General features: G+C 65.2%; 24 protein-coding genes. 6 read left to right on the plus strand and 18 right to left on the minus strand.

The features are described from left to right. Positions 1 to 62 precede the first annotated feature (62 nt). The 3 genes from EPO50_RS23210 to EPO50_RS23220 all read right to left on the minus strand — a co-directional run bounded on the left by EPO50_RS23210 (position 63) and on the right by EPO50_RS23220 (position 2,945). Positions 63 to 1,076: a hypothetical protein gene (locus tag EPO50_RS23210; protein ID WP_296347946.1), complete on the minus strand. Its 1,014-nt coding sequence runs from the start codon at positions 1,074 to 1,076 to the stop codon at positions 63 to 65. 133 nt (positions 1,077 to 1,209) lie between these two features. Continuing rightward, the gene (locus EPO50_RS23215) at positions 1,210 to 2,235 is read right to left on the minus strand and encodes a GlxA family transcriptional regulator (RefSeq protein WP_296347948.1); all 1,026 of its coding nucleotides are present in this window, start codon (positions 2,233 to 2,235) and stop codon (positions 1,210 to 1,212) included. 113 nt (positions 2,236 to 2,348) lie between these two features. Beyond that, entirely contained in the window at positions 2,349 to 2,945 is a 597-nt protein-coding gene (locus EPO50_RS23220) for a LysE family transporter (RefSeq protein WP_296347950.1), read from the minus strand. 128 nt (positions 2,946 to 3,073) lie between these two features. On the opposite strand from EPO50_RS23220, the gene EPO50_RS23225 reads away from it, so the two are divergent. Beyond that, positions 3,074 to 3,580 (plus strand): invasion associated locus B family protein, encoded by a 507-nt coding sequence (locus EPO50_RS23225; RefSeq protein ID WP_296347952.1) that lies wholly within the window; start codon positions 3,074 to 3,076, stop codon positions 3,578 to 3,580. Between the two features lie 27 nt (positions 3,581 to 3,607). On the opposite strand, the gene EPO50_RS23230 is transcribed toward EPO50_RS23225, so the two are convergent. Genes EPO50_RS23230 through EPO50_RS23255 form a run of 6 tightly spaced genes read right to left on the minus strand, consistent with a single transcriptional unit; the run spans position 3,608 to position 9,491 of the window. Next, the gene (locus EPO50_RS23230; protein WP_296347954.1) at positions 3,608 to 4,513 is read right to left on the minus strand and encodes a hydroxymethylglutaryl-CoA lyase; all 906 of its coding nucleotides are present in this window, start codon (positions 4,511 to 4,513) and stop codon (positions 3,608 to 3,610) included. A gap of 10 nt (positions 4,514 to 4,523) precedes the next feature. Continuing rightward, positions 4,524 to 5,330 carry an ABC transporter permease gene (locus tag EPO50_RS23235; RefSeq protein WP_296347956.1) on the minus strand — a complete coding sequence of 269 codons (807 nt, stop codon included), beginning with the start codon at positions 5,328 to 5,330 and terminating at the stop codon, positions 4,524 to 4,526. Further along, on the minus strand, positions 5,327 to 6,145 hold the full coding sequence (locus tag EPO50_RS23240) for an ABC transporter permease (protein WP_296347958.1): 819 nt from the start codon (positions 6,143 to 6,145) through the stop codon (positions 5,327 to 5,329). Before EPO50_RS23240 ends, EPO50_RS23235 begins: the two co-directional genes overlap by 4 nt. Before the next feature lie 12 nt (positions 6,146 to 6,157). Beyond that, positions 6,158 to 7,186: an extracellular solute-binding protein gene (locus tag EPO50_RS23245; RefSeq protein WP_296347960.1), complete on the minus strand. Its 1,029-nt coding sequence runs from the start codon at positions 7,184 to 7,186 to the stop codon at positions 6,158 to 6,160. Between the two features lie 22 nt (positions 7,187 to 7,208). Further along, entirely contained in the window at positions 7,209 to 8,180 is a 972-nt protein-coding gene (locus EPO50_RS23250) for an ABC transporter ATP-binding protein (RefSeq protein ID WP_296347962.1), read from the minus strand. Continuing rightward, on the minus strand, positions 8,181 to 9,491 hold the full coding sequence (locus EPO50_RS23255) for an aspartate aminotransferase family protein (protein WP_296347964.1): 1,311 nt from the start codon (positions 9,489 to 9,491) through the stop codon (positions 8,181 to 8,183). 141 nt (positions 9,492 to 9,632) lie between these two features. Here EPO50_RS23255 and EPO50_RS23260 point away from each other — a divergent pair, with 141 nt between their 5' ends. From EPO50_RS23260 to EPO50_RS23275, 4 genes are all read left to right on the plus strand, one after another. Next, positions 9,633 to 10,406 (plus strand): GntR family transcriptional regulator, encoded by a 774-nt coding sequence (locus EPO50_RS23260; RefSeq protein ID WP_296347966.1) that lies wholly within the window; start codon positions 9,633 to 9,635, stop codon positions 10,404 to 10,406. Positions 10,407 to 10,420: 14 nt separating this feature from the next. Further along, positions 10,421 to 11,350: an aminotransferase class IV gene (locus tag EPO50_RS23265; protein ID WP_296347968.1), complete on the plus strand. Its 930-nt coding sequence runs from the start codon at positions 10,421 to 10,423 to the stop codon at positions 11,348 to 11,350. Between the two features lie 154 nt (positions 11,351 to 11,504). Continuing rightward, complete coding sequence (locus EPO50_RS23270; protein WP_296347970.1) at positions 11,505 to 12,377, plus strand: DUF2189 domain-containing protein; 873 nt, start codon at positions 11,505 to 11,507, stop codon at positions 12,375 to 12,377. A gap of 95 nt (positions 12,378 to 12,472) precedes the next feature. Further along, positions 12,473 to 13,747, plus strand: coding sequence for a solute carrier family 23 protein (locus tag EPO50_RS23275; protein ID WP_296347971.1), 1,275 nt, complete (start codon positions 12,473 to 12,475; stop codon positions 13,745 to 13,747). On the opposite strand, the gene EPO50_RS23280 is transcribed toward EPO50_RS23275, so the two are convergent. The 9 genes from EPO50_RS23280 to dapA form a co-directional block, all read right to left on the minus strand. Further along, entirely contained in the window at positions 13,744 to 14,103 is a 360-nt protein-coding gene (locus EPO50_RS23280; RefSeq protein WP_296347972.1) for a lipocalin-like domain-containing protein, read from the minus strand. The genes EPO50_RS23275 and EPO50_RS23280 overlap by 4 nt on opposite strands. Beyond that, entirely contained in the window at positions 14,100 to 16,103 is a 2,004-nt protein-coding gene (locus tag EPO50_RS23285; RefSeq protein ID WP_296347973.1) for an acetyl/propionyl/methylcrotonyl-CoA carboxylase subunit alpha, read from the minus strand. The genes EPO50_RS23280 and EPO50_RS23285 overlap by 4 nt, the downstream gene beginning before the upstream one ends. Continuing rightward, complete coding sequence (locus EPO50_RS23290) at positions 16,103 to 16,885, minus strand: enoyl-CoA hydratase-related protein (RefSeq protein WP_296347976.1); 783 nt, start codon at positions 16,883 to 16,885, stop codon at positions 16,103 to 16,105. Before EPO50_RS23290 ends, EPO50_RS23285 begins: the two co-directional genes overlap by 1 nt. An 8-nt stretch (positions 16,886 to 16,893) precedes the next feature. Beyond that, entirely contained in the window at positions 16,894 to 18,438 is a 1,545-nt protein-coding gene (locus EPO50_RS23295) for a carboxyl transferase domain-containing protein (protein ID WP_296348414.1), read from the minus strand. A gap of 119 nt (positions 18,439 to 18,557) precedes the next feature. Next, a complete protein-coding gene (locus EPO50_RS23300) occupies positions 18,558 to 19,649 on the minus strand; it encodes a TRAP transporter substrate-binding protein (RefSeq protein ID WP_296347978.1) in 1,092 nt (363 codons plus the stop codon). Between the two features lie 116 nt (positions 19,650 to 19,765). Further along, entirely contained in the window at positions 19,766 to 20,902 is a 1,137-nt protein-coding gene (locus EPO50_RS23305; RefSeq protein ID WP_296347980.1) for an acyl-CoA dehydrogenase family protein, read from the minus strand. A 15-nt stretch (positions 20,903 to 20,917) separates the two neighbouring features. Then, on the minus strand, positions 20,918 to 21,589 hold the full coding sequence (locus EPO50_RS23310) for an SDR family oxidoreductase (RefSeq protein WP_296347983.1): 672 nt from the start codon (positions 21,587 to 21,589) through the stop codon (positions 20,918 to 20,920). 22 nt (positions 21,590 to 21,611) lie between these two features. Next, positions 21,612 to 22,085: an SsrA-binding protein SmpB gene (gene smpB, locus EPO50_RS23315; RefSeq protein WP_020696813.1), complete on the minus strand. Its 474-nt coding sequence runs from the start codon at positions 22,083 to 22,085 to the stop codon at positions 21,612 to 21,614. A gap of 33 nt (positions 22,086 to 22,118) precedes the next feature. After that, the gene (dapA, locus tag EPO50_RS23320) at positions 22,119 to 22,997 is read right to left on the minus strand and encodes a 4-hydroxy-tetrahydrodipicolinate synthase (RefSeq protein ID WP_296347988.1); all 879 of its coding nucleotides are present in this window, start codon (positions 22,995 to 22,997) and stop codon (positions 22,119 to 22,121) included. Between the two features lie 79 nt (positions 22,998 to 23,076). Here dapA and EPO50_RS23325 point away from each other — a divergent pair, with 79 nt between their 5' ends. Further along, positions 23,077 to 25,260 (plus strand): transglycosylase SLT domain-containing protein, encoded by a 2,184-nt coding sequence (locus EPO50_RS23325; protein WP_296347990.1) that lies wholly within the window; start codon positions 23,077 to 23,079, stop codon positions 25,258 to 25,260. The last annotated feature ends 20 nt before the right edge of the window (positions 25,261 to 25,280 follow it).

Here is a 25,280-nt window from a genome sequence, read left to right on the forward strand (position 1 = left end):
GTCCGCGGCGCGCCTCGCGCCGCCGCTTGATGCGTGGAACCTATTTGCGGCTCACCTCGCAATCAATTCGAAGGACCTCCTAAACGCTGACTATTTTTGGGTGAATCCTTCGCCGCCCCTGCCGTCTGGCCGGCATTCGACCGAAAGCGGGCATTGAAGGCTTCATCGATGATGGCGAGCTTGACCGCCTGCGCCCGCGCGTACTCGCGACGGAAGCCGTCCGACACCCACATTACCGAACGGCCACGCTTGCCCTCCCAGCCGATGCTGCCCATCTCCTCGGCTTCGCGCAGCTTGCGAGCGAGGTGGGTCCGCGAGAGCTTGAGCCAGTCCGCCAGCGCGGCAATCGACACGACCCCGGTCGGAACACGCGCGGCCCCGGCCTCGCGCTCCTCGATGCCGGAAATCAGCCACTCCATGACAACGCCGCCATTGTCGAGCCAGGTGAACAGCGAGAACGTCCGCTCCGGTTCGCGGATCCGGCGGGAGCAAAGAAGGCCGTCGGCGACTAGCGGCTGGAGGTCGGCAATCGCATCCGGCGCCCCCAGATAGGTCGCCACCCGGCAATCGCCGTCGAGTTTGTCGAGCGTCGCCAGGTGGATCGCCATCCAGCCATGGACCGCATCGATGCTGGCCTGCGTCGGCTCCAGGGGACGGACGCGCTTGTCGGCAGCGCCCATCACCGGCTGGGCGTAGCCGTACTGCAACATCTCCTTGATGAAGGCGTCCGCCGTGTTGCGGCTCGCCACCTCATGCGTCGCGACATCGTCGAAGAACCTCGCGGCGGTCAAACCGCCGCTCTGGCCTGCCGCAGCGGCTCGAAAATGCAAAGCCAGCGCGATGTGCCCCATCAGCCAGCGCTGCTGGGTCGCGAAGACAGAGGAAAGCCGTGGATTACCCTCGTAGGCGTGGAGAAGAAGCTGGGCCTGCTGCCGGATATAGCGGTGCAACGCCGGGTGGGCGGCAATCTCGCCAGCCGTCAACCCCAAGCCCTGCACAGGACTCGGCGCGGTCAGATACGCATGCCGACGCGACATAAACACCGCAGTGGCCCTCAAAAAGCCCGGTCGTCCCACAGCCCGGCGTCACCCGAGCACCCAGGGACAACATCGCTCTAACAAATTGCAGAGGCTACTCCAGAGAAGGTGCAGTTCTGGCCAATGTGACTGCACTTCTGGCCAAATCGTCCATCAAACGGCGATAAGGGCGTCAGTCCACCGACTGGCTGGCGAAACGCTGCCGATATTGCTGCGGCGTGATGCCGAGGCGTCGCACGAAGGCCCGCCGCAGATTGTCGACGGTGGCGAAACCACACCGCGTTGCGACGGCCTGCACGCTGAGCTGGACTTCTTCGAGCAGGTCGCGCGCCGACTCGAGCCGGATGCGCTCGACGAACTCACGCGGCGTCTCCCCTGTCTCTTCGACGAAACTGCGACGGAAGGTGCGCTCGCTCATCCTCGCCTGCCGGGCCAGCGCCTCGACACCGAGATCCACCGAAAGGTTGTTCAGCGCCCATTCCTGCGCCGAACGGACCGGGGGGCTGGCGGCAAACTGCGCCTGCAGATGATTGCTGAACTGCGATTGCCCGCCCTGCCGCTTGAGATAGAGCACCAGCGCGCGGGCCACGCGCAGCGCAAGGGTGCGGCCATGATCCTCCTCGATCAGGCCGAGTGCCAGGTCGATGCCGGCAGTGACGCCGGCTGAGGTGTAGACATTGCCATCGCGTACGAAGATCGGATCAACGTCGACGGTCACCCTCGGGTAGCTCTGACCGAGTTCGGCCGCCATCGCCCAATGCGTGGTGGCTCGCCGGCCATCGAGTAATCCGGCGGCAGCCAGCAGGAATGCGCCGGTGCAGATCGAGCCGGTGCGACGGGCTTCCCGGCTGCCGGCGCGCAGCCAGCCGATCAGTGTCTGGTCGCTCCTCGCCTCCACCTGGCCACGGCCGCCGGACACAAGCAGCGTATCGATCGGTTGCTTGATGTCCCCGACAGCCATGCTCGGCGCAATCGGCACACCGAGCGATGTCGGGACAGGCGCGCCATCGATGCTCACGATCGCCATTCGGTAGAGCATGCGACCAGACGAGGTGTTGGCCGCAGCGAAGGCTTCGAGCGGCCCATAGACATCCATGGCCATGACGCCTGGATAGACCAACATGACGACGAAGCGGGTTTCGGATTGATCGTCCATCAAGGGCGACAACACAGATGAAGGCGACACAGGACTGTTCATCGCACTATTTACGAACAAAGCGTTCGTCGACCTTATCGACGGGCCATTGATTCAATTCAATGTTCGCTCCCTGTCCAGCGCTGATATTCGCGGTCTGAACGCAATTATCCTCGTCATGTAGCGAACGGAAGAGCGAGCACTGAACCGAGCAACAGCAGGGCAAAGGCCATGTTGACGATGCGGTTGCTGCGTGGATCGCGGAACAGGCGCGTCAGGCCGGCGCCGACGAACAGCCACCCGACATTGACGGCCAGGATAACCAGCGTCAGCGCGGTAACCTTCGCGGCGATGTCGAGGGTGAGCTGGTCCGGCACCAGGACAAAGCCCGAATAGAGCGCGGCCATCGCGGCATAACCCTTGGGATTGATCAGGGAGAGCAACAACCCCGCGACGAATGTCGGCGGGGGACGTTCCGGCCCCTCTTGCGACAAAGGCGGCGCGGTCGCGATGCGCCAGGCCAACCAGACGAAGTAGAGCGCCGCCAGTGCCGTCACGACGGGCGCGGCGCCAGGCACTGCCAGCAGCAGGCCGACGACGCCGCTCGCCACGATGCCCATGACGACCACCATTCCAACGGTGAGCCCGACGAGATAGGCAAGGCCACGACGCGCACCGAAAGCAGCACCGGCGGCGGCGAGGCTCAGCGTCGCCGGCCCCGGGCTGCCGGCCAGGGCGAGAGCGGCGATCAGGAATCCAGGCAAGGCCTCCATCCGGTTGATATGGCCAATGACCGATCAACCGTCTTGAACGTTCGTGCATGAGGGGGGCTTGCCAGAACGATCGAAGTGCAGGAGTTATTCACCCGCCATCAATCAGACTCAGCGAGGCTTCGTTCAACATGTCAGCTCCCGGCCGCTTCCGCGCTTCCAAGCGCGCCCTCGCCATCCTCGCCGCCGTTGTCGGCTTGTCTGCGCCTGTCGCCGCCCAGGACCAGCAGGCCGCGCCGCCGGCATGGCGGGTCGAGTGCACAGGCGATGGCAAAACCCTGGATTGTCGCGCCGTGCAGCAGCTCTTTGCCCAGGAGAACAAGCAGCTCGTTCTCTCGCTCGCCGCGCGTATGGGCGCCGACAAGGTCCCGACGCTCGGCATGCAGCTTCCGCTCGGCATCAATCTCGCTGAGCCGGTTCAACTCAAGGTTGACGCCAAGCCGGAAGAAAAGTTTCCGGTGCAGACCTGCACGGCGTCCGGCTGCCTGCTCAGTGTTCCGCTGAAGGATCCGCTGTTGGCCTCGATGCGGACCGGCACGACCTTGAAGGTCACGGTGTTCGACCAGAACAAGCGGCCGATCGCCATCGATGTCCCCCTGCTCGGCTTCGGCATCGCCTTCGACAAGGCGACGAAGTAAGCCGCCGCAACAGGCCCAACGGGCCGCTCAGGCGGCCTTTGCCTTCAGCGCCTGCGCCACCTTGGACGCAGGCTCGCGGCCCAGCGCCACGCAGATATCGCGGCCGGCTTTCGCGATGGCATCGAGATCGACGCCATGTCTGATGCCGAGACCGTTCATCAGATAGATCACGTCCTCGGTGCCGACATTGCCCGAGGCACCCTTGGCATAAGGGCAGCCCCCTAGCCCCGCGACCGCCGTGTCGAACACGGCAATGCCCCGCTCCATGACCGCCAGGATATTGGCCAGCGACTGGCCGTAGGTGTCGTGGAAGTGCGCCGCCAGTTTTTCACGCGGCACTTTCGCCGCCACGGCGTCGATCATCTCGACGCATTCGCCTGGCGTGCCGACACCGATCGTGTCTCCCAGCGAGACCTCGTAGCAGCCCATACGGAACAGGCGGTCCGACACTTCTGCAACTTTCTCGGGTGCCACCTTGCCGTCGTAGGGACAGGCAATCACTGTCGATACATAGCCGCGCACCTTCATGCCGTGCTTCTGCGCGGCTTCCATCACCGGAGCGAAGCGCTCGAAGCTCTCGTCGATCGAGCAGTTAGTGTTCTTGCGGCAGAAGGCTTCCGAAGCTGCGGTGAAGATCGCGATCTCCTCACACTTCGCTTCCACCGCACCGTTCATGCCCTGCTTGTTGGGCACCAGCACCGGATAGGAAACGCCGGACTTGCGCTGGATCTTCGCCATCACCTCGTCGGTGTTGGCCATCTGCGGCACCCACTTGGGCGATACGAAGCTGCCAGCCTCGACCGCGGAATGACCGGCCGCCGACAGCGCGTCGATCAGCTTCACCTTGGCTTCGACCGGAACGGGCTTCGCCTCGTTCTGCAGCCCATCGCGCGGTCCGACTTCGACCAGGCGCACACTCTTGGGAAAATTCATGTCTCTGTTCCTACACCAGCGTCTGCTTCAGCTTGCCGGCCCGACCGAGGATGAACGCAACGGCCGCCAGCGCCAAGACCGTAAAGGCGATCAGCAGCGTTGCAACGGCGGTGATGGTCGGATTCACCTCGAGGATCAGCTCGTTGAACATCTTCTTCGGTACGGTCTCGTACTTGCCGGCGATGAACGACGTCACGATGACTTCGTCGAAGCTGCCGATGAAGGCGAAGATCCAGGCCGCGAAGACACTGGGCGCCAGGTTGGGTAGGACGACTTTGCGCATGGTGTAGGGCCAGGACGCGCCCAAGCTCCAGGCCACCTGCTCGATGCGATGGTCGAACTCGCGGATCGCCACCCCCAGCACCATGATGACCAGCGGCACGTTCAGGATCGTGTGCGCCACCAGCAGGCCCAGGAATGACCCCAACAGGCCAGCCTTGGCGAGCCCGAGATAGAGCGCAATGGCGGTGATGATCGTGGGCACGATCAGCGGCGCCATGAAATTGCCCTCTGCCGGCCCTCGCCCGATGAAGTTACCCCGACGCAGGCCGTAGACAGCCAATCCGCCCAGGACGAGTGCCGCCACCGAAGAGATCGCCGCGACCGACGCAGACGTTGCCATCGCCTCCATCCAGCGCGAATCGCCGAAGAAGGCCTCGTACCAGCGCAGCGACAGGCCCGGCGGTGGGAAGGTCAACGCCCTGGCTGACGAGAACGACATCGGGATCACGATGAGCAGCGGTACGGTCAGGAACGCCAGACCGAAGAAACCAGCCGCCGTCAGGAGCCGCCGCGTCCAGGGAGTGTCACCGATCATGCCGCCGCCTTTCTGTCGAGACGGCGATAGGCGGCAAAGATCAGCAGGGTCACGATCAGCAGGATCGTCGAGATCGCCGCAGCCTGCTCCCAGCGCGGGATCTGGTTGATCAACGTGTCGAGCAGGTTGGAGATCATCGGCACACGGCCGCCCCCCAGAATGGCCGGCGTCACATAGAAGCCGAGGCAAAGGATGAAGACCAGCAACGTACCCGCCGCCAGTGCCGGCAAGGTGAGCGGAAAGAAGACCTTCCAGAAGATGGTGCGCGGCGGGGCACCGAGCGAAGCAGCCGCTTGCAACAGCCGGTCGTCGATACGGATCATGGCGGCAAACAGCGGCAGCACGAGGAACGGCAGCAGGACATTGGCCATGCCGATGGTGACCCCGAGCTCGTTGTAGAGGAAGGAAACCGGCGCATCAGTGAGCCCGCTCCATTGCAGGGTGCGATTCACCAACCCGCCATTGCCCAGCACGACGATCCAGGCGTAGGTCCGCACCAGGATACTGACCCAGAACGGCAGCACGACGAGCGAAAGGGCGATCATGCGCCCGCGGTTGCTGAGCCCGCGCATCCAGAGCGCCAGCGGATAGCCGATGACGACATTGGCCAAGGTCGCCACCAGGGCGACGCGCATGGTGTTGCCCAGCACGCGCAGGTAGACCGGCGCTTCGAGCAAGCCTTCATAGTGCTGGAGCGTGAAGCCCCGCCCCTTCTCCCAGAAGGCGAGGCCCAGCATGTAGGCGATAGGCGCGTTGAAGGCGACGAACATCAGCACCAGCAACGGTGCGACGAAGCCAAAACCCTGTCCGCGCATCGAAGTCTCCGCTCAGAGGCTGAGCTTGAAGGCTTCCCACTTCTTGTTCACGGCCTCGCCGTTGGCCGCCCACCATTCGGCGTTCTCGACCCACTGCACGGCCTTGTTCTGCTTGCTGGTCGGATACTCGGCGAGCTTGTCCTTGGGCAGCAGCGCATCGAGCTCCGGACTCGGTCCGGTATAGGAGACCACGGTCGCCGCCTTGGCCTGGTTGGCCGCGATCGACATCTCGTGCATCAGCTTGTAGGCCGCCGCGCGATCCTCGGCCTTCGAGTTCTTGACGATCGTGAAGTAGGAAAGATCGGCCATGCCGCCGGCGAAGTTGACGCCGAAGGCCGGGTCGCCGACGACGCGGCCCGACCAGCAGATCGCGTACTGCACCTCGTTGTCCTTCATGAGCTGCGGTGCCTGCGCACCTGCCTTCCACCATACAGCGATGTCCTTCTTGATCTCGTTCAGCTTCTTGAAGGCCGTATCGACGTCGAGCGGGAAGAGCTTGTCCGGCGTGATGCCCGTCGCGAGCAGCGCGAAGGAGATCGCGTAGTTGGGATAGTCCGGCAGACAGCGCTTGCCCGGGAAATCCTTGGTATTGAAGAAATCGGCCCAGGTCTTGGGCGCCTTGGCGCCGGCGCGCCAGGCCATGATGGTCGAGAAGTACTGATAGCCGAAGCCGTACTCGTGCTTGGCCTCCGGGAACATCGGTTGCGGCGCCACCGCCGCCCAGTCGATCGGTTCGATCAGCTTGAGATTGCGGGCCTGCAGCATGCCGCCCGAGCCAAGCTCCATCAGCACCGTGCTGGTCTGGCCGCTCTCCACCAGGGCGCGCAGCTTGCCCAGCGGATTGGGGCTTTCGCGGATCACCTTGATGCCGGTCTTCTTGGTGAACGGCTCGATGTACCCCACCTCGACCGATTCGCCGGACTTGCCGCCGGCTTCGATCATGCGGATTTCCTTGACCTGAGCGCGGGCGCTGCCGGCGCCGAGGATGCTGAATGCGGGCAGACCGGCCGCAGCCGCGCCCACGAACGTACGACGCTTCATCTGGAGTCCCTCCTGTTATCACTCATTTCGCCACCGGCCACAGGTCGGCGGCATCCCATGACACCATCACGCGCTCGCCTGTCGCATAGGCCGGGCCGACAAACGGCGCCGCAGCGACCATGGGCTTGGCCCCTTCACCGTCGAGCGACAGGTGATAGCGGACCATCTGACCGAGATAGATCGCCTCGACGACCCTGGCCGGCTTGCCGGCGCCGCTGCTTGAAATCTTGATCCTCTCGGGCCGCACCAGCGCCTGCCCCCCATCTGGAAGACCGACGAAATTGGCGATGCCCAGGAACTCCGCAACGAAGCGGTTCGCCGGTTTCAGATAGGCTTCCGTTGGGGCGGCGACCTGCTGCGTGCGGCCCTTGTCGAGCACCATGATGCGATCGGACAGAGACAACGCCTCTTCCTGGTCATGCGTCACCAGCAAGGTCGTCACACCGAGGCTGCGCTGGAGCTGTTTCAACTCGACCTGCAGCTCTTCACGCAGCTTGCGATCGAGCGCGCCCAGCGGCTCGTCGAGCAGCAGGATATCCGGCTTGAAGACGACGGCGCGCGCGAGCGCCACGCGCTGCTGCTGGCCACCCGAAAGTTGCGACGGCCGGCGATTCTCCAGCCCGTCCAGCCGCACCAGCTTCAGCGCATCGCGCGCCAGCCGGTCCGCCTCGGCGCGACCGATCTTGCGCACCCCCAGGGGGAACAGCACGTTCTCCAGCACCGTCATGTGCGGGAACAATGCATAGGACTGGAACACCAGTCCGATATTGCGTTCCTGCGCCGGCGCGTCGGTGACGTCGCGACCACCGATGAAGATACGGCCGGACGTCGGCTTGTTGAGGCCGGCAATCAAGGAAAGCAGCGTCGTCTTGCCCGATCCGCTCGGGCCCAGGATGGTGACCAGCTCGCCCTGGGTCACCGCGAGATCGACATTGTCGGCCGCCGCAAAGGTCCCGTAGCGCTTGGTCACTCCCTCGAGGCGGATCTCCGACATCTAGTGGCGCACCATCTTCGCCATGGCGCGATCGGCAGCCGCCAGCGTTTCGTCGATCACCGGCTTGTCGTGTGCGGTCGACAGGAACCACCGGCCTCCCTGCTGGACGCGCACGCCCTCCTCCTGCAAGGCAGCGTGGAAGGAGAGCATCGCGTCGCGGTCGGTGGCCATGGAATCGCGATAGTTCCGCGGCGCACCAGCCGATGTGAAGAAGGTTTGGAAGATGGCTGGCATGCCCTGCACGAGCATCGCCAGTCCGTGCTTCTTCCCTAAAGCAGCGAGACCGTCCATGAGCTGCTGGCCGCGTGTTTCCATCTCCCGATAGATCGCGCTATTGTCCGCCTCGAGGATATCGAGCGCCGCCAGCGCCGCCGCCATGCTCTGGACGTTGCCGTTGTAGGTGCCGCCGTGCATCACGCCCTTGTCGAGCAGGGTATCCATGACGTCACGCCGGCCGGCGACCAGGGCGAGAGGAAAGCCCGCCGCCACGGCCTTGGCGTAGATGACGAGGTCGGCAGTGACGCCGTACTTCGCCTGCGCACCACCGAGGGCCACGCGGAAACCGGTGATGACCTCGTCGCAGATGAACAGCGCGCCATGCTTGCGACAGAGGTCGCGCACGCCCTCCAGATAACCGGGTAGCGGCGGGATCGCGCCGCCATTCACCATCACCGGCTCCATGATCACGCCGGCAATCTCGCCGCGATGGCGCTCCAGTGCCTGCTCCAGAAGTTCGAGATCGTTCCAGCCACAGACGACGACGTCGTCCAGCACGCTGGGCGGCATGCCGGGCGAGCCTGCCACTGGCACCGGCGCATCCGCTGGCCCCGCCTCGTTCAGCGACGGCTTGGTGCTGATGAACGCCTGATCGCTCCAGCCATGATAGTGGCCTTCGAACTTCAAAATCTTGTTCCGGTTTGTGAAGGCACGCGCCAGCCGCATCGCCATCAAAACGGCCTCGGTGCCCGATGTCGCGAAGCGCACGACTTCGGCGCCCGGCAAAAGACGACAAAGGCGATCCGCCAGCTCGGCCTCGCGTGGATGCTGCGCTGCGAAGACCTGCCCCTCGCCGAGCGATGCCGCCACGGCGTCGATCACCGCCTTCGGTGCGTGCCCCAGGATCGCCGGTCCATTGCCCAGCACGTAATCAATGTGGACGTTGCCGTCGATGTCGTAGAGGCGAGCGCCTTCGCCGCGCGCAAAGAAGAGCGGCACCGGCACGCTGGCATAGCGTACGTTGCTGCTGACGCCGCCGGCCATGTGCTTGCGGGACCTTTCATAGAGCGCGATCGACTTGGTGTAACTGCGCATGCCCCTCACCCAGCAAGAATAGTGCCGCACAGGTCTTGCCCGTGGTCACGAACGCCGTCGAGCCTAACGACCACCTCACGCGCCAGCAATGCATTTTTGTGATCACAAATTTCGAGAGCATCGGCTATTGTCGAAATCACGATGCGAACCGCCGCCGCCGCTGATGAGCTGACCGACACATCGCTGCGCAAACAAGTCTACGACTCGTTGCGTGCAGCGCTGACATCGGGCCGTTTCGCGCCGGGGCAGAAACTCACCTTCCGCTTTGTCGCAAAAGCCCTCGGGGTCAGCCTGACACCGGTGCGCGAAGCCGTGCGCCGTCTGGTTGCGGAAGGCGCTTTCGAGATGCAGCCCAACCGGTCGGTCCGCATTCCGCTGATGACCAAGGCGAAGGTTCTGGAGCTGCGCGACATCCGCGTCGCCGTCGAAGGGCTCGCCGTCGGGAATGCAGCCAAAGTGGCGAGCAGAGCGCAGATCGCCAACCTGCGCCGCATCGCGCGCGAGATCGTCGCCGTTCGCAAACGCGGCGACAGCGTGGCGGATCGCGAGAAGATCAGCGAGTTTCACTTTGCTCTCTATACGATTGCGGACCAGCCGACGCTGCTGCGCGTGATCGAAGGGCTGTGGCTGCAAACCGGCCCCTACATGAACCTGCTCTTTCCCGACTACATCGCCTCGGCCGCTGGTCCGGCAAGGCGGCTGCGGATCATTCAGGCGCTGCAGGCGCGTGACTCGGTTGCAGCTCGCCGGGAAATCGAGAACGATGTTCACGGTACGCTTTCCTATGTCGCCGGCCTTGCCGATGAAGCCGGCAACATCGTCCCCGCCCTGCCGTCCGCCGCCGGCAGCCGCCGCAGCAAAGGGAAAGCCAATGCGGCCCTCGAACTTCGCCCCAAACGTCTTGATCTCAAGTGAGTACGGAGGAAATCGTGGCACAGCAGCTCAGCAATCAACGTATCGCCTGGTTCAACGGCCAGTTCATGCCCGAGAACCAGGTCATGATCCCTTTCCGCGACCGGAGCTGGAAATACGGCGACGGCGCCTTCGACATGACGCGCACCTTCGAGGGCGCCCCCTTCCGCCTGAAGGAGCATATCGACCGTTTCTACCGCTCTCTGCGCTACCTGCAGATCGATCCCGGCATCGGCCCCAAGGAGATGGTGGCACACAGCGAGGAGGTCGTGGCGCGTAACGAGCATCTGCGCGAAGCCGCCGGTGACTGGTGGATCGGCCAGCGCGTCAGCCGCGGCGTCGATGCCGTGGGCGACGAAGGCTGGGATCACACCGGCCCCAACGTCGTGATCGAAGTGCTGCCGCTGCCGCTCAAGACCCGCGGCAAGCTCTACCGGACGGGCGCCGACGTCATGACCACGACCGTGCGCCGCACCGCGCCGTCGATGCTCTCGCCGCGCGCCAAGACGCACAACTATCTCAACATGATCATGGCCGAGAAGCCGATCAAGGCGCTGAACCCAGACGCCTGGCCGGTCTTGCTCGATGAAAACGGCAACCTGGCCGAGGGCCTGGGCAGCAACATCTTCATCGTACGCGAGGGCGAACTCTTCACGCCGTCCGAGCGTTACGTGCTGCCGGGCGTCAGCCGGCAGATGACCATCGACATGGCCAAGCAGCTCGGCATCTCCTGCACGCCGGGCGACATCGACATGTTCGATGCCGCCAATGCGGAGGAGATGTTCCTCACCTCGACCAGCCTTTGCATCCTGCCGGTCAGGAGCTTCAACGGCGCCCCGGTGGCGGATGGCAAAATTCCGGGCCCGATCACCAAGAAGCTGATCGACGCCTATGCCAAGAGCGTCGGCTGCGATTTCGTGGCCCAGTACCTCAAGTTCTCGCAGTAGCGAGATGCCCCCTTCGCGGCGCACGCGAAGGGGGCGACTCGGCCTTCCAACAGGCGTAGACTCCTCCCTCGTGGTAGATCGCGTACCGTCGTGATCACCGTGGTGATCGTGATTGGCCCGCGACCTTCGGACTTTCGTTCGCAAGGAGGCAGTCATGGCGACGCAGAACCACATCCGTAACCCCTTGGAATGGGGTTGGGAGCACCTGAAGCAAACTGGCCAGGCCTTCGGTTCGGCCGCGCAGACGATGGAAGGCACTTGGGAGGATCGTGCTGCGGCACCTCCCACGGTTCGCCGCATCACGTCGACCGATATCAAGGATGCTCTGTCGGCCGGCTGGCGCGACTTCGGCGCTGTGCGCACCGACATTGTCTTCCTGTGCCTGCTCTATCCGCTCGCCGGCCTCGTCATTTCGCGCATGGCGTTCGACTACGGCATGTTGGCACTGGTCTTTCCGCTGATCGCGGGCTTCGCGCTCATCGCACCCTTGTTCGGCATCGGCCTCTACGAGATCAGCCGCCGGCGTGAGCAAGGACTGGAGGCGCGCTGGACCAACGTCTTTTCTGTCGTGCGCTCTCCGAACATCGGCTCGATCATGGTAATGGGCCTGCTGTTGCTGGCGATCTTCTGCCTGTGGCTGTTCGCCGCCAACTTCATCTACACGGTGACGCTCGGCCCCGATGCACCAGTCTCGGCCGTGGCCTTTGCCCGCGATGCGCTAACCACGCCGGCGGGATGGACCATGACCGTCGTCGGCATCGGCGTCGGCTTCCTGTTTGCCCTCGCCGTCCTAGTGATCGGCGTCGTGTCCTTCCCCCTGTTGCTCGACCGCAAGGTCGGTGTCGGCACGGCGATCACGACCTCCGTTCGTGCGGTTCGGATGAATCCCGTCCAGATGGCGCTGTGGGGCCTGATCGTGGCGGCGAGCCTGGTGGTGGGCATGATCCCGCTGCTGGTCGGGCTTGCCATTGTCCTGCCGGTGCTTGGCCATGCGACCTGGCATCTCTACCGCAAGGTCGTCGTTTGACCTCTGACGGAGGATAACTTCGTCTTTCCGCTCCCCCGTATCGCGGGGGAGCGTTAGGGAGGAGGTGAGCAGCGAAAACCTCGGGGGAGATACGCATGTTCACCTGGACTGTGAGGCAGCCGGCCGATGGCATCGTCATTGCGCCGGATGAGCGGTTGCCGTGGCCGCAAACCGTCGCACTCGGCATCCAGCATGTGGTGGCCATGTTCGGCGCCACGATCCTCGGCCCCTTGCTGATGGGCTTCGATCCCAACATTGCCGTGCTGATGAGCGGCGTCGGCACCCTGATCTTCTTCGTGGCCGTTGGCGGCAAGGTGCCGAGCTACGTAGGCTCCTCCTTCGCCTTCATCTCGGTCGTTGCTGCCGCGACCGGCTATGCCGGCCAGGGCGCCAACGCCAATATTCCCCTCGCACTGGGCGGCATCGTCGTCTGCGGCGCGATCTATGCGCTGATCGGCCTCGGTGTGATGAGCGCGGGCGCGGCCTGGATCGAGCGGTTGATGCCGCCGGTCGTCACGGGCGCCGTGGTGGCGGTGATCGGCCTCAATCTCGCGTCCGTGCCGGTCAAGAACATGGCGCCGACATCGTTCGATGCCTGGATGCAGGCCCTCACCTTCACCACCATCGCCCTGGTCGCCGTCTTCACACGCGGCATGACGCGACGGCTGCTGGTCCTGGTCGGGTTGATCCTCGCCACGATTGCCTACGCCGTGCTGACCAACGGCCTGGGCTGGGGCAAGCCGATCAGCGGCGACCTGCTCGCCAAGGCTGCCTGGTTCGGCGCCCCCAACTTCGTGGCGCCGGTTTTCGATACCAGGGCGATCGTCCTGATCGCGCCGGTGGCCCTGATCCTGGTGGCCGAGAACCTCGGTCACCTGCGCGCCGTCGGCGCGATGACCGGCCGCAACATGGATCCCCATCTCGGCCGCGCCTTCCTGGGCGACGGCGTCGCCACCATGGTATCGGGCGGCGTCGGCGGCACCGGCGTCACCACCTATGCCGAAAATATCGGCGTGATGGCGGCGACCCGCGTCTACTCGACGGCGCTGTTCGTGGTCGCCGCCCTCTTCGCCATCGTGCTCGGCTTCTCGCCCAAGTTCGGTGCCCTGATCCACACCATCCCATTGCCGGTGATGGGCGGCGTCAGCATCGTGGTGTTCGGCCTGATCGCCATCGCCGGCGCCAAGATCTGGGTCGACAACAAGGTCGACTTCTCAGACAGCCGCAACCTGATGGTAGCGGCTGTCACCCTGGTGCTGGGCACGGGCGACTTCACCCTGAAGTTCGGTGACTTCGCCATGGGCGGCATCGGCACCGCGACCTTCGGCGCCATCATCCTGAACGCCGTGCTGGGTGGTGGAAAACGCTAGGCCCGCCGCCAGACGATTTGCTGCGTGCGGTTGGTGCCGGCCGTGAAGTCCGGCCCCGACAAGGTAAGCCGGTCGCCTTCGAGCTTGATGTGCCGGGTCGAGCGCAGGCCGACCAGCGCGGGATTAGTCGAGAGCTCGATGCTGTGAAAGACCGTGCCGTCCGCGATTTCGTAGCGGCCGGCATAGGCGAAGCACTCGCTGGCATCGGCGCGCATGATCGTGGCACTCACCTGGCCGCCGGGCGTGTAGAGGATGTAGCCCTTCGCATCGGCGCCCATCGGGAACTCGGGCGGCCGACCGTCCTCGTAGAGGAACGACCAGCTTTCGAGACGCCAGCCGCCCAGCAGGCCGCTCATTCGAACTCGACCAGCTCGGCGCCTTCGGTCACCTGTTCACCGACGGCATAGCGCACACTCTTCACCTTGCCGTCGGCGGGGGCTGCGAGCGTGTGCTCCATCTTCATGGCTTCGAGCACCAGCAAGGGCTGGCCCTTGCTCACCGTGTCGCCGGCCTTCACGCGCAGGTCGATGATCTTGCCGGGCAACGGCGCACGCACGGCGGTCTCGGCCGATGCGGTCGCCTCGTATTGCGTCACATCCAGCGGATCGACCAGCCGCAGCCGGCGGTTCTCACCGTCGGCGAACACTGCATAGTCGATGCCGCCATCGTTGGCCTTGCGGCGCACCACGGTGGCCACAAACGTATCGCTGCCCAGGCCGATCGCCAGCCGGCCCTCGCCGTTGCGCTGGACGCGCGCTTCCTGCACTCCGCCCGGCAATTCGAGTCGCAAGCCGCCATCCTTCAGCCGCCGCGCGATCACCGCCACATCACGCTCGCCATCGTTCCAGCGCACTTCGTCATGGCCTTCGTCGAGCAGACGGAACCCGTTCTGCTCTCCCCAGGGCGACCACGGGTCACCTGCTGAGGGTGTGGCATCCTGCCATTCGAACAGCCGCGCCAGGGTCGCGACCGCGAAGGTGCGGTCTGCGGCAGGGGCAGCCTTGGCGAACAGCGTATCGCGATGACGCTCGATGAAACCAGTGTCGACTTCGCCACCGACGAAAGCCGGGTGGGAACACAACGCCTTCAGGAGAGCGGCGTTGGTCGTCACGCCCACCACTTCGGTCTCGCCCATCAGCGCCGCCATACGGCGCATCGCCGAGGTGCGGTCGCGATCGTGCACGATCACCTTGGCGATCATCGGATCGTAGAAGGGCGTCACCGTATCGCCCTGACGCACGCCGGTATCGACGCGCACATGGGCATCCTCCTCCGGCAGCCGGAGATGCACGAGAGTTCCGGTCGACGGCAGGAAGTTGCGGGCCGGATCCTCGGCGTAGAGCCGGACCTCGACGGCGTGACCGTCGATATGCAGTTGGTCTTGCGTCAACGGCATCTTGCCGCCGGCAGCGACCACGAGCTGCCACTCGACCAGGTCCTGACCGGTGATGGCCTCGGTCACCGGATGCTCGACCTGCAGGCGGGTGTTCATCTCCATGAAGAAGAAGGTGCCGTCCTGGTCGGCGATGAACTCGACCGTGCCGGCACCCTGGTAACCGATGGCGCGCGCCGCTGCGACCGCCGCCTCACCCATCGCCTTGCGCCGTGCCGGATCCATGTTCGGGGCGGGCGCCTCTTCGATCACCTTCTGATGGCGTCGCTGGATCGAACAATCGCGCTCGAAGAGATAGAGGCAGCCGCCCTGGCCGTCGGCGAAGACCTGGATTTCAATATGGCGCGGCCGCGTCAGATACTTCTCGACCAGCACATGATCGTCGGCAAAGGCAGCCTTGGCCTCGCGCTTGGCGCCGGCCAACGCATCGGCGAACTTGTCGGCGCTTTCGACCACGCGCATGCCCTTGCCGCCGCCGCCGGCCGAAGCCTTGATCAGCACCGGGAAGCCGATGCGGGCTGCTTCCTTGGCGAGCAGGTCGGGCGACTGGTCGTCGCCATGGTAGCCCGGCACCAGCGGCACCTTGGCCTTCTCCATGATCTTCTTGGCTTCGCTCTTGGAGCCCATTGCACGGATCGCAGCGGGCGGCGGGCCGATGAAGACGATGCCGGCCTTGGCGCAAGTGTCCGCAAAGCCGGCGTTCTCCGACAGGAAGCCGTAGCCGGGATGGATGGCCTGCGCGCCGGTCCGCTTGGCCGCATCGATGATCTTCTCGGCGACGAGGTAGCTCTCGCGGGCAGCAGACGGACCGATATGCACGGCCTCGTCGGCCATCGCGACATGGCGAGCGGTACGATCAGCATCGGAATAGACGGCCACCGTCTTGATGCCGAGCCGCCGCGCCGTCTTGATGACGCGGCAGGCGATCTCGCCGCGGTTGGCGATCAGGATCTTGGAAAACATCAGGCGGCCCACCTTGGCTTGCGCTTGTTCAGGAAGGCGCTCATGCCTTCGATCGCTTCTACGGTCGTGCACTGCGCGGCAACATGCTCGCCGATCAGGTCAGCAACCCGTGCATCGTGCGTCATGCCGTCGACTTCAGTGATGAGCTGCTTGATCAAGGTCTGCACCGACGGCGCACTGCGCTTCAGCTCTCCAGCCAGCTCTGCCACTGTGGCGTCGAGCGCACTGGCATCGACCACCTGATCGACCAAACCGATGCGCAATGCCGTCGCGGCGTCGAAGATTCCGCCGTGCATCAGAAGCTGGCGCGCCTTGCGCGGGCCCACGGCCTGGATCAACACCGGGATGGCGATGCCGGCCAGCAAACCGTTACGCGCCGAGGTCAGGCCGAAACGGGCCGTGGACGCCGCCACGGCAAAATCGCAGGCCAGCATCAGGCCGACCCCTCCGCCCACCGCCGCGCCCTGGACACGCGCGATCGAGGGCTTGGGAAAGTCGTAGACCGCCTGCACCGCGCCCATCATAGCGTCAGCGCCGACCCTGCGGGTGATGGCATCGAGCTCCGGCCAGGTCAGCACCCAGTTGAAGTCTCCGCCTGCAGAGAACGCCGGCCCCTCGCTTGCCACGACCAGCACGCGCACGGCCTCGTCGGCCGCGAAGGCCTCGATCGTGTCGATGATGACGCGGGCGGTGTCGCCGTCGAAGGAGTTCATCTCCTTCGGCCGATTGAGGGTGAGCGTCGCCACGCCCCCTTCGACCTTGGTCAGGATGGAAGACGTCATGGTCTGCATCACATCCGGAAGACGCCGAACTTGGTCGGGCCGATCGGCTGGTTCATTGCCGCCGACAGGCCCAGCGCCAGCGCCATGCGCGTGTCGGCCGGATCGAGGATGCCGTCGTCCCACAGCCGCGCCGTGGCGTAGTACGGATGGCCCTCGCGCTCGTACTGATCGCGGATCGGCTGCTTGAACTTCTCTTCCTCTTCCTTCGACCAGGCGCCGCCCTTGGCCTCGATATTGTCGCGGCGCACCGTGGCCAGCACGCTGGCCGCCTGCTCGCCGCCCATGACCGAGATGCGTGCCGAGGGCCACATCCAGAGGAAGCGCGGGCTATAGGCGCGGCCGCACATGCCGTAGTTGCCGGCGCCGTAGCTACCACCGACGATCACCGTGAACTTCGGCACGTTCACCGTCGAAACCGCCGTCACCATCTTGGCGCCGTCGCGGGCGATGCCGCCCGCTTCGTACTTACGGCCGACCATGAAGCCCGTGATGTTCTGCAGGAAGAGCAGTGGAATGCCGCGCTGGCCGCAGAGTTCGATGAAGTGCGCAGCTTTCAGCGCCGATTCGTTGAACAAGATGCCGTTGTTGGCGACGATGCCGATCGGATAGCCCCAGATGCGGGCAAAGCCGGTCACCAAGGTCGTGCCGTAGAGATGCTTGAACTCGTCGAGTTCACTGCCGTCGACCAGGCGCGCAATGACCTCGCGCATGTCGTAGGGCGTGCGGCTGTCGGGCGGCACCACGCCGTAGAGTTCCTCGGCGGCGTAGAGCGGATCGCGTGGCGGCAGCAGCGACGCCGAGGGTGACTTCTTCCAGTTGAGGTTGGCCACGATGCGCCGCGCCATGCCGAGCGCGTGACTGTCGTTCTGGGCATAGTGGTCGGCAACACCTGAGGTGCGGGCGTGGACGTCGGCGCCGCCGAGATCCTCGGCGCTCACCACCTCGCCGATGGCCGCCTTCACCAGCGGCGGACCGGCCAGGAAGATCGTGCCCTGCTTGCGCACGATGATGGTCTCGTCGCTCATCGCCGGCACATAGGCGCCGCCCGCGGTGCAGGAGCCCATCACGACGGCGATCTGCGGGATGCCCTGCGCCGACATGTTGGCCTGGTTGTAGAAGATGCGGCCGAAGTGGGTCTTGTCCGGAAAGACCTCGGGCCATTGCGGCAGGTTGGCGCCGCCGGAATCGACCATGTAGATGCAGGGAAGCCGGTTCTCCATCGCCACTTCCTGGGCACGGAGATGCTTCTTCACCGTCATCGGGTAGTAGGTGCCGCCCTTCACGGTGGCGTCGTTGCAGACGATCACGCATTCGACGCCGCTCACCCGGCCGATACCGGTGATCACGCTCGCGCCGGGCGACTCGTTTTTGTACATGTCGAGCGCCGCCAGCGGCGACAGCTCAAGGAACGGCGAACCTGGATCAAGTAGCGCCCGCACCCGCTCGCGTGGCAGCAGCTTCCCGCGTGCCACATGGCGTTTGCGCGATTCCTCGCCACCACCGAGGCGGATCTGGTCGGTGCGCTGGCGCAAATCCGAGAGCTGCGCGCGCATCGCCTCGGCATTGCGCTTGAAGGTGTCGGAGCGGGTGTCGATCTGGGAGGAAAGTACAGTCATGTCCGAGCAAAACTGCCCGGACCGGCGGCCCCGTGCAAGCGAGCGCTTACGGTTGTTTAGGGCTGCTGCAGGTGCGGCAGGCGGGACATGATCCGCCAGCTCGCGGACTGCTGAACGAAAGCCCGCTGATTGGCGAGGGCCGCGCCGAAATCAGGGTCGCGTTCGGCCTGCTCCTTCAGCACGATTTCGGTGTTCTTGCGAAACGCGGCGAGCACATCTGCCGACCATTCGCGGATCACGACACCCGACGCCTTGAGCTTTTCCATCGCGATGGCCTGCACATTGGGCGAGCGGCCCAGCATCCAGGCGATATTGGCCTGGCAAGCTGTCTCTATCTGCACCCGCAATGCTGGCGGCAGCGCCATCCATTTGTCCTTGCGCATCAGGAAGTCGAGCAGGGCCGAGGGCTGCTGCCAGCCCGGCATGTAGTAAGGCAAGCCGAGCTTGTCGAAACCCAGGGCGGCATCCATGGCAGGCGTCGACATCTCGCCGCCATCCACGTTGCCCTGCTGCAGCTTGTAGAAGAATTCGCCCGGCGGCAGCGGTACCGGCACGGCGCCCATACGCGCGATCACTTCGGCGGCCATCTTGCCGTAGCGCAGGCGCTGGCCCTTGAAGTCGGCCACCGTGTTGACGTCGCTGCGGAACCAACCACCGCCCTTGGGTCCCTGGATCCCGCATGGGATGCCCGCGATGCCCAGCTTCTCATAGGCCTGACGGTGGATGCGGCTGCCGTCACCCTCCAGCATCCAGGAGATCATGTCCTCCGGGCCGGGGCCGAACGGCACCGTGGCGAACACCCCGAACACCGGCGCCTTGGCGGCGGCATAGCCCGTCCAGGTGAAGCCGGCCTCGAGGTCGCCGTTCTGCAAGGCATCGACCATCTCGGACGTCGGCGTCAGTCGCCCAGGCTCGACGATCTTGATGGCCAGCGCCCCGCCCGACATGTGTTTGACAGTGCGGGTGAAGACGCGGACGCCCTCACCGGAGCCTGGAAGCGCCGGGTTGAAGGCCGTCTGCATATGGATAATGCGGCTGGAGTCGCCGTTCTTGCCAGGTGGCTGGGCCTTGTCCTGGGCGACAGCGAGACCCGCCGCCGCAACCAGCGCTGCGGCGAGGCCAATGATTTTCGCAGTATTACGGCGCACGACCGACCATCCGTCGCCCGGCTCCCCCAGCTCCCCCGACCGCTTTTGCGGCCTTATTCACACACCGGGTGAGCTTTGCACGCGCCGGGGCCGGGAACAAGGGAAAGACGGGCCCCCTACAAAGAGCCCAATCCGCGACCGATCAGGATGCGCTGCACGTCGCTGGTGCCTTCGTAGATCTGGCAGACGCGAACATCGCGCCAGATCTTCTCCACCAGGTAGTCCGAAACGTACCCGTAACCGCCGTGGATCTGAATAGCGGCCGAGCACACCTCCTCGGCCATTTCCGAAGCATATAGCTTCGCCATTGCGGCTTCGGTGAGGCATGGGCGCCCAGCGGCACGCAACGTTGCCGCATGCAGAACCATCTGCCGGGCAACGGTGATCTTGGTGGCCATATCGGCCAGCCGAAACTGTATCGCCTGGTGATTGGCGATCGCCGTGCCGAAGGCCACGCGCTCGTTGGCGTAGCTGCGTGCGGCCTCGAACGCCGCACGCGCCATGCCGACAGCTTGGGCCGCGATGCCAATGCGACCAGCCTCCAGGTTGGCAAGCGCAATGCGGTAGCCCTCGCCTTCCGCACCGAGCAGGGCGTCAGCGCCGACCGTGCAATCCTCGAAGGCTATCTGGCAGGTATCGGATGATTTCTGGCCGAGCTTCTTCTCCACCGAGGCGACGCGATAGCCGGCCGTCTTGGTCGGTACGATGAAGCAGGAGATGCCACGCTTGGGAGCTGCCGGATCGGTCACGGCGAAGACCAGCGCCACGTCGGCGGTGCGGCCCGAGGTGATGAACTGCTTCACGCCGTTCAGCGCCCAGCCGTTGCCGCGGCGCTCGGCGCGTGTCTTGAGATTGGAAGCATCCGAACCGGCGTGTGGCTCGGTGAGGCAGAAGGCACCCAGCATCTCGCCGCGCGCCAGCGGCTTCAGCCAGCGCTCCTTCTGCTCGGACGAACCGTAGGCCAGCAGCGCCGCGCAGTCGGGAGAGTTGTTGACGCTCATCACCGTCGAGAGGCCGCCGTCTGCCGCCGCGATCTCCTCGAGCGCCAGCACATACGAGACCATGTCGGAACCGGCACCGCCCCATTCCTCGGGTACACACATGCCCATGAAGCCCATGCGCCCCATCTCGGCGAGAAGCGTGCGCGGGATCTCGCCCGCGGCCTCCCAGGTACGAACATTGGGCAGCACCTGCTCCTGCGCAAAGGCGCGGGCGGTATCGCGGATCAGGGTCTGTTCTTCGCTGAGCAGCATCGGCCTTCGCTTGCGTTACCAGTCAATCGGGCTGCCATCGTAGTTGATGAACCGGCCGTTGTCGGCGGGCTTCAGCCCGTCGATCACCTTCACCATCGACGGCACGCTCTCGGCAATGGTGAGCGTGGCCTGCGCGCCGCCCATGTCGGTCTGCACCCAGCCGGGATGCAGCACGACGCAGGTCACGCCTTTTGCCGCCACGTCCCGGGCCACACAGCTCCATTCCATGTTCAACGCCGTCTTGCTGGCGCGGTACGCGTAGCTGCCACCACCATTATTCGCGATGCTGCCCATGCGGCTCGAGATCGCCACCAGCTTGCGCTCAGTCGAGCGCGCGACGTGGTCGACGAAGGCTCCGGCCATCATCAGTGGCGCCAGGGCATTCACCTCGAAGACTTCACGCCACGTCGCCGGATCGATCTCTCCCAGGGCCGAGGCCCTCCCGGCAGAGATGCCGGCGTTGCAGATCAGCACGTCGATCACCTCGCCCGACAGTTTCTGGGCGAGAGCCTTGACCGCCGCGTAGTCGGTGACTTCGAGCTTGTGGGCGTGGATATCGCCCGTGATCCCCTTCAGGGCTTCGGGCTTGCGGGCGCAGGCATGAATCTTCCAGCCCTTGGCCGCGTACTGCTTCACGAAGTCGAGGCCAAGGCCACGCGCGGCGCCGGTGATCAGAACGGTACTCATGCGGGGGCTCCCCTCCGGAGGTTCAGCGACGAGTCGACATCAACCGGGCACGCTGGCGCTGCCAGTCGCGATCCTTGATGGACTGGCGCTTGTCGTGCGCCTGTTTGCCGGTGACGAGAGCGATCTCGATCTTGGCGCGACCCCGCGGATTGAAATAGACCTGCAGCGGCACGACGGTGCGGCCCTCGCGCTGGATGGCGCCGATCAGCTTGTTGATCTGCTTCCGGTGCAGCAGCAGCTTCCGAGGCCGCCGCGGCTCATGGTTAAAGCGGTTGCCGGAGGCGTAGACCGGGATGTTGGCGTTGACCAGCCAGGCCTCGCCGCCTTCCTCCGTCACGTAGGACTCGGCGATCGTGCTGCGCCCGCCGCGCAGCGACTTCACTTCGGTGCCGGTCAGAGCCAGCCCCGCTTCGAAGGTTTCCTCGATGAAGTAGTTATGCCGCGCCTTGCGGTTCTGGGCCACAACGGTGCGGTCCAGTTCCGGTTTCTTGGCCACAGGACGCTCGTGTTATCGGGACTCTTAGATTGGCTAGTTGATCAGGCCGGCGTGGACCATTGCCTCACGCACCTGCTTCTTGGTTGCCTCGGTGCATTCGACGAGAGGCAGGCGCATCTTGGCACCCGACTGGCCCAGCAGCTCGGCGCCATACTTCACCGGGCCGGGGCTGGTCTCGACGAACAGCGCCTTGTGCAGCGGCATCAGCCGGTCCTGGAGCTCGAACACCTTGTCGAGGTCGCGCTTCTTCCAGGCGTCGTGCATGTCGCCGCACAGACGCGGCGCGATGTTGGCCGTCACCGAGATGCAACCATCACCACCCTGCGCCAGGAAGCCGACGGCGCTCGCATCCTCGCCGGAGAGCTGGATGAAGCCTTTCTTGGCCTTGAGCTTGGTGAGCGTCGGCCGCGCCATGTCGTAGCTGGCGTCCTTGATGCCGATGATGTTCTGGACCTGCGAGAGGCGCACGACGGTCTCGACCTGCATGTCGCCGCCGGTTCGCGGCGGCACGTTGTAGAGCAGGATCGGAATGTCGACGGCCTCGGCCACTGCCTTGAAATGCTGGAACAGGCCTTCCTGGGTCGGCTTGTTGTAATAGGGCACGACCAGCATGGCGGCGTCGGCGCCCGCCTGCTTGGCGTGCCGGGTGAGCTCGATCGCCTCCTCGGTCGAGTTCGAGCCGGTGCCGGCGATCACCGGAACGCCGGTGCCCTTGGCGGTCTGGATGCAGATATCGATGACCCGCTTGTGCTCTTCCATGGAGAGCGTGGGCGATTCGCCGGTCGTGCCGCACGGGACGAGCCCGTCGGTGCCCTCGGCGATCTGCCAGGCCACGAACTTCTCGAATCCCTTCTCGTCGACCGACCCGTTCTTGAACGGCGTAATCAGCGCGACGAGCGACCCGGTGAACATGGCTTCCTCCGATTTTGCCTTGATAATTCACTCTAGGCTCCGGGGTACGCCCCTGCAAGGTTGGCAACTTGCCATTGTGATGCCCCAACTCCCTGCCTACGATTCCTGGGTGAAGAAGAAAAAATCTCCCCTCCTCCTGCTGGCCGTCCTGGCCGCAGCGCCGACTCTGGCTCCGCAAGCCAGCGCCCAGAATTTGCGCGACCAAGGCAGCGACCAGCCGGTCTCCGGCGCGCCCAATACCGGCCTGCGGCGCGTGCCGTCAGACCACGGCAACACGACGCCGTCGGCACCGCCGCCAGCAACCTCCATGGTCCCTGCGCCGGCCACCAGCCAACCCGCACCGCCGCCGGTCGGCAGCAGCGACATCGCTCAGGCCACGACACCGGCCAAGCCGCTGAGCCCGGCCGAGGCTGCGGCCTTCACCGCCGCCCTCAAGGCTCTCGACGAAAGCCGCTGGGCCGATGCACGAGCTGCGGTCGCCAACTTCAAGCAGCCTCTGCTCGACCGCTACATCGCCTGGAGCATCTTGCGCGCGGCGCCCAAGACCGATGCCGACTTCGCCTCCACCTGGCGCTTCCTGCGGGAGAATGGCGACTGGCCGGAACCCGAAGTATTGCGCCGCCAGGCCGAGGAGCGGATCGCCGCGGAAACGCCCGCGCCGGAAGTCGTCCGCTACTTCACCGCCTTCCCGCCACTCACCAGCAGCGGCCACATGCGTCGTCTGGAGGCTGCGCAGGCCGCGAGCCCGAACGACGTGGCCAAGTTTGCGCGTGACACCTGGCAGAACGCGACCCTGCGCAATTCCGACGAGAACGATTTCCTCAATCGCTACGCCCAGCTCCTGACCGGGCCGGATCATGTCGCGCGCTTCGACCGCATCCTGCGCAGCGGTCGTACCGAGGTGGCGCGCGAGCTTCTGCCCAAGTTACCGCCGGACTATCAGCCGATCGCCATTGCACGGCTGGCCATGGCGACACGCGCCGCCGACGCGGCAAACCTGTTGCGCGCGGTGCCGGCGGCGAAACTCAACGAGCCCGCGTTACGTCTGGAACGCGCACAATGGCTGCGCCGCACCGGCAATCTCGGCGAGGCCAAGACGGCATTCGCCGGTCCGGCCACCAACCAGTCCGACGCCTGGTGGAGCGAGCGCAATCAGCTCGCGCGCGATCTGCTGGCCGCCAACCGCCCCGCCGACGCCTACGCTGTCGCGGCGAGCCATGGCCTCACCAAGGGCGTGGCCTTCGCCGATGCGGAGTTCCTTGCCGGCTGGACGGCGCTGCGCCAGCTCAAGAAGCCGGCCGATGCGGTGAAGCATTTCCAGAAGCTGCACGACGGCGTTTCGACCGATATCTCCAAGAGCCGCGGCGCCTACTGGCTCGCCCGCGCGCACGAAGCCGCGGGTCGCACCAAGGAAGCCGGCGACTGGTACGCCCGTGCCGCCGGTTACGGCCAGACCTTCTACGGCCAGCTCGCCGCGCGCAAAGCCACGGCAGGCAGCGCGAAGCTGCCCAGCGATCCGGTCGCTACGGCCACCGAACGCCAGTCGCTCGACGGCCGCGACCTGGCGACGATGGCGCGCTATCTCGGCCAGGCCGGCGATTTCGAGCGCACGCGTCCCTTCCTGCTCCAGCTTGCCCGACTGGTGAAAGCACCGGGTGAAACCGCGCTGCTGGCCCAGCTCGCTCTCGAACTGAAGCGTCCGGATGTCGGCCTGACCATCGCCCGCCGCGCGCCGCAGAACGGTGTAACCCTCTTCGATGCGGCCTTCCCCGTCGTCGATCTCGGCGCCACCGGCTCGATCGAGCGCGCTCTCGCTTTGGCTCTGACGCGGCAGGAGAGTTCGTTCAACGCCGCCGCCGTCTCGTCCTCCGGCGCGCTCGGCTTGATGCAGCTCCTGCCCGGAACCGCGCGCGATGTGGCCGGCCGGCTCAGCGTGCCCTTCATTCAGGACAAGCTGACGCGCGATCCCGCCTACAACGTCCAGCTCGGCAGCCAGTATCTCACCGAGATGCTGCAGCGCTTTGGCGGCTCCTACGAGATTGCGCTCGCCGCCTACAATGCCGGTCCCAACCGCGTCGCTCGCTGGTTGGAGTCCATAGGCGATCCGCGAACCAGCAAGATCGACATGGTCGACTGGATCGAGACGATCCCCTTCCGCGAAACGCGCGACTACGTCCAGCGCATCATGGAAGGCGTCGTGGTCTACCGCGACCGGCTGAACGGCCAGGTCCGCACCGTGCCGCCGGCGCTGGGACGATCGTAACCCTCTGTCCGTGAAGGGCG

The sequence above is a fragment of the Reyranella sp. genome (assembly GCF_004297405.1).
Taxonomy (GTDB): Bacteria; Pseudomonadota; Alphaproteobacteria; order Reyranellales; family Reyranellaceae; genus Reyranella.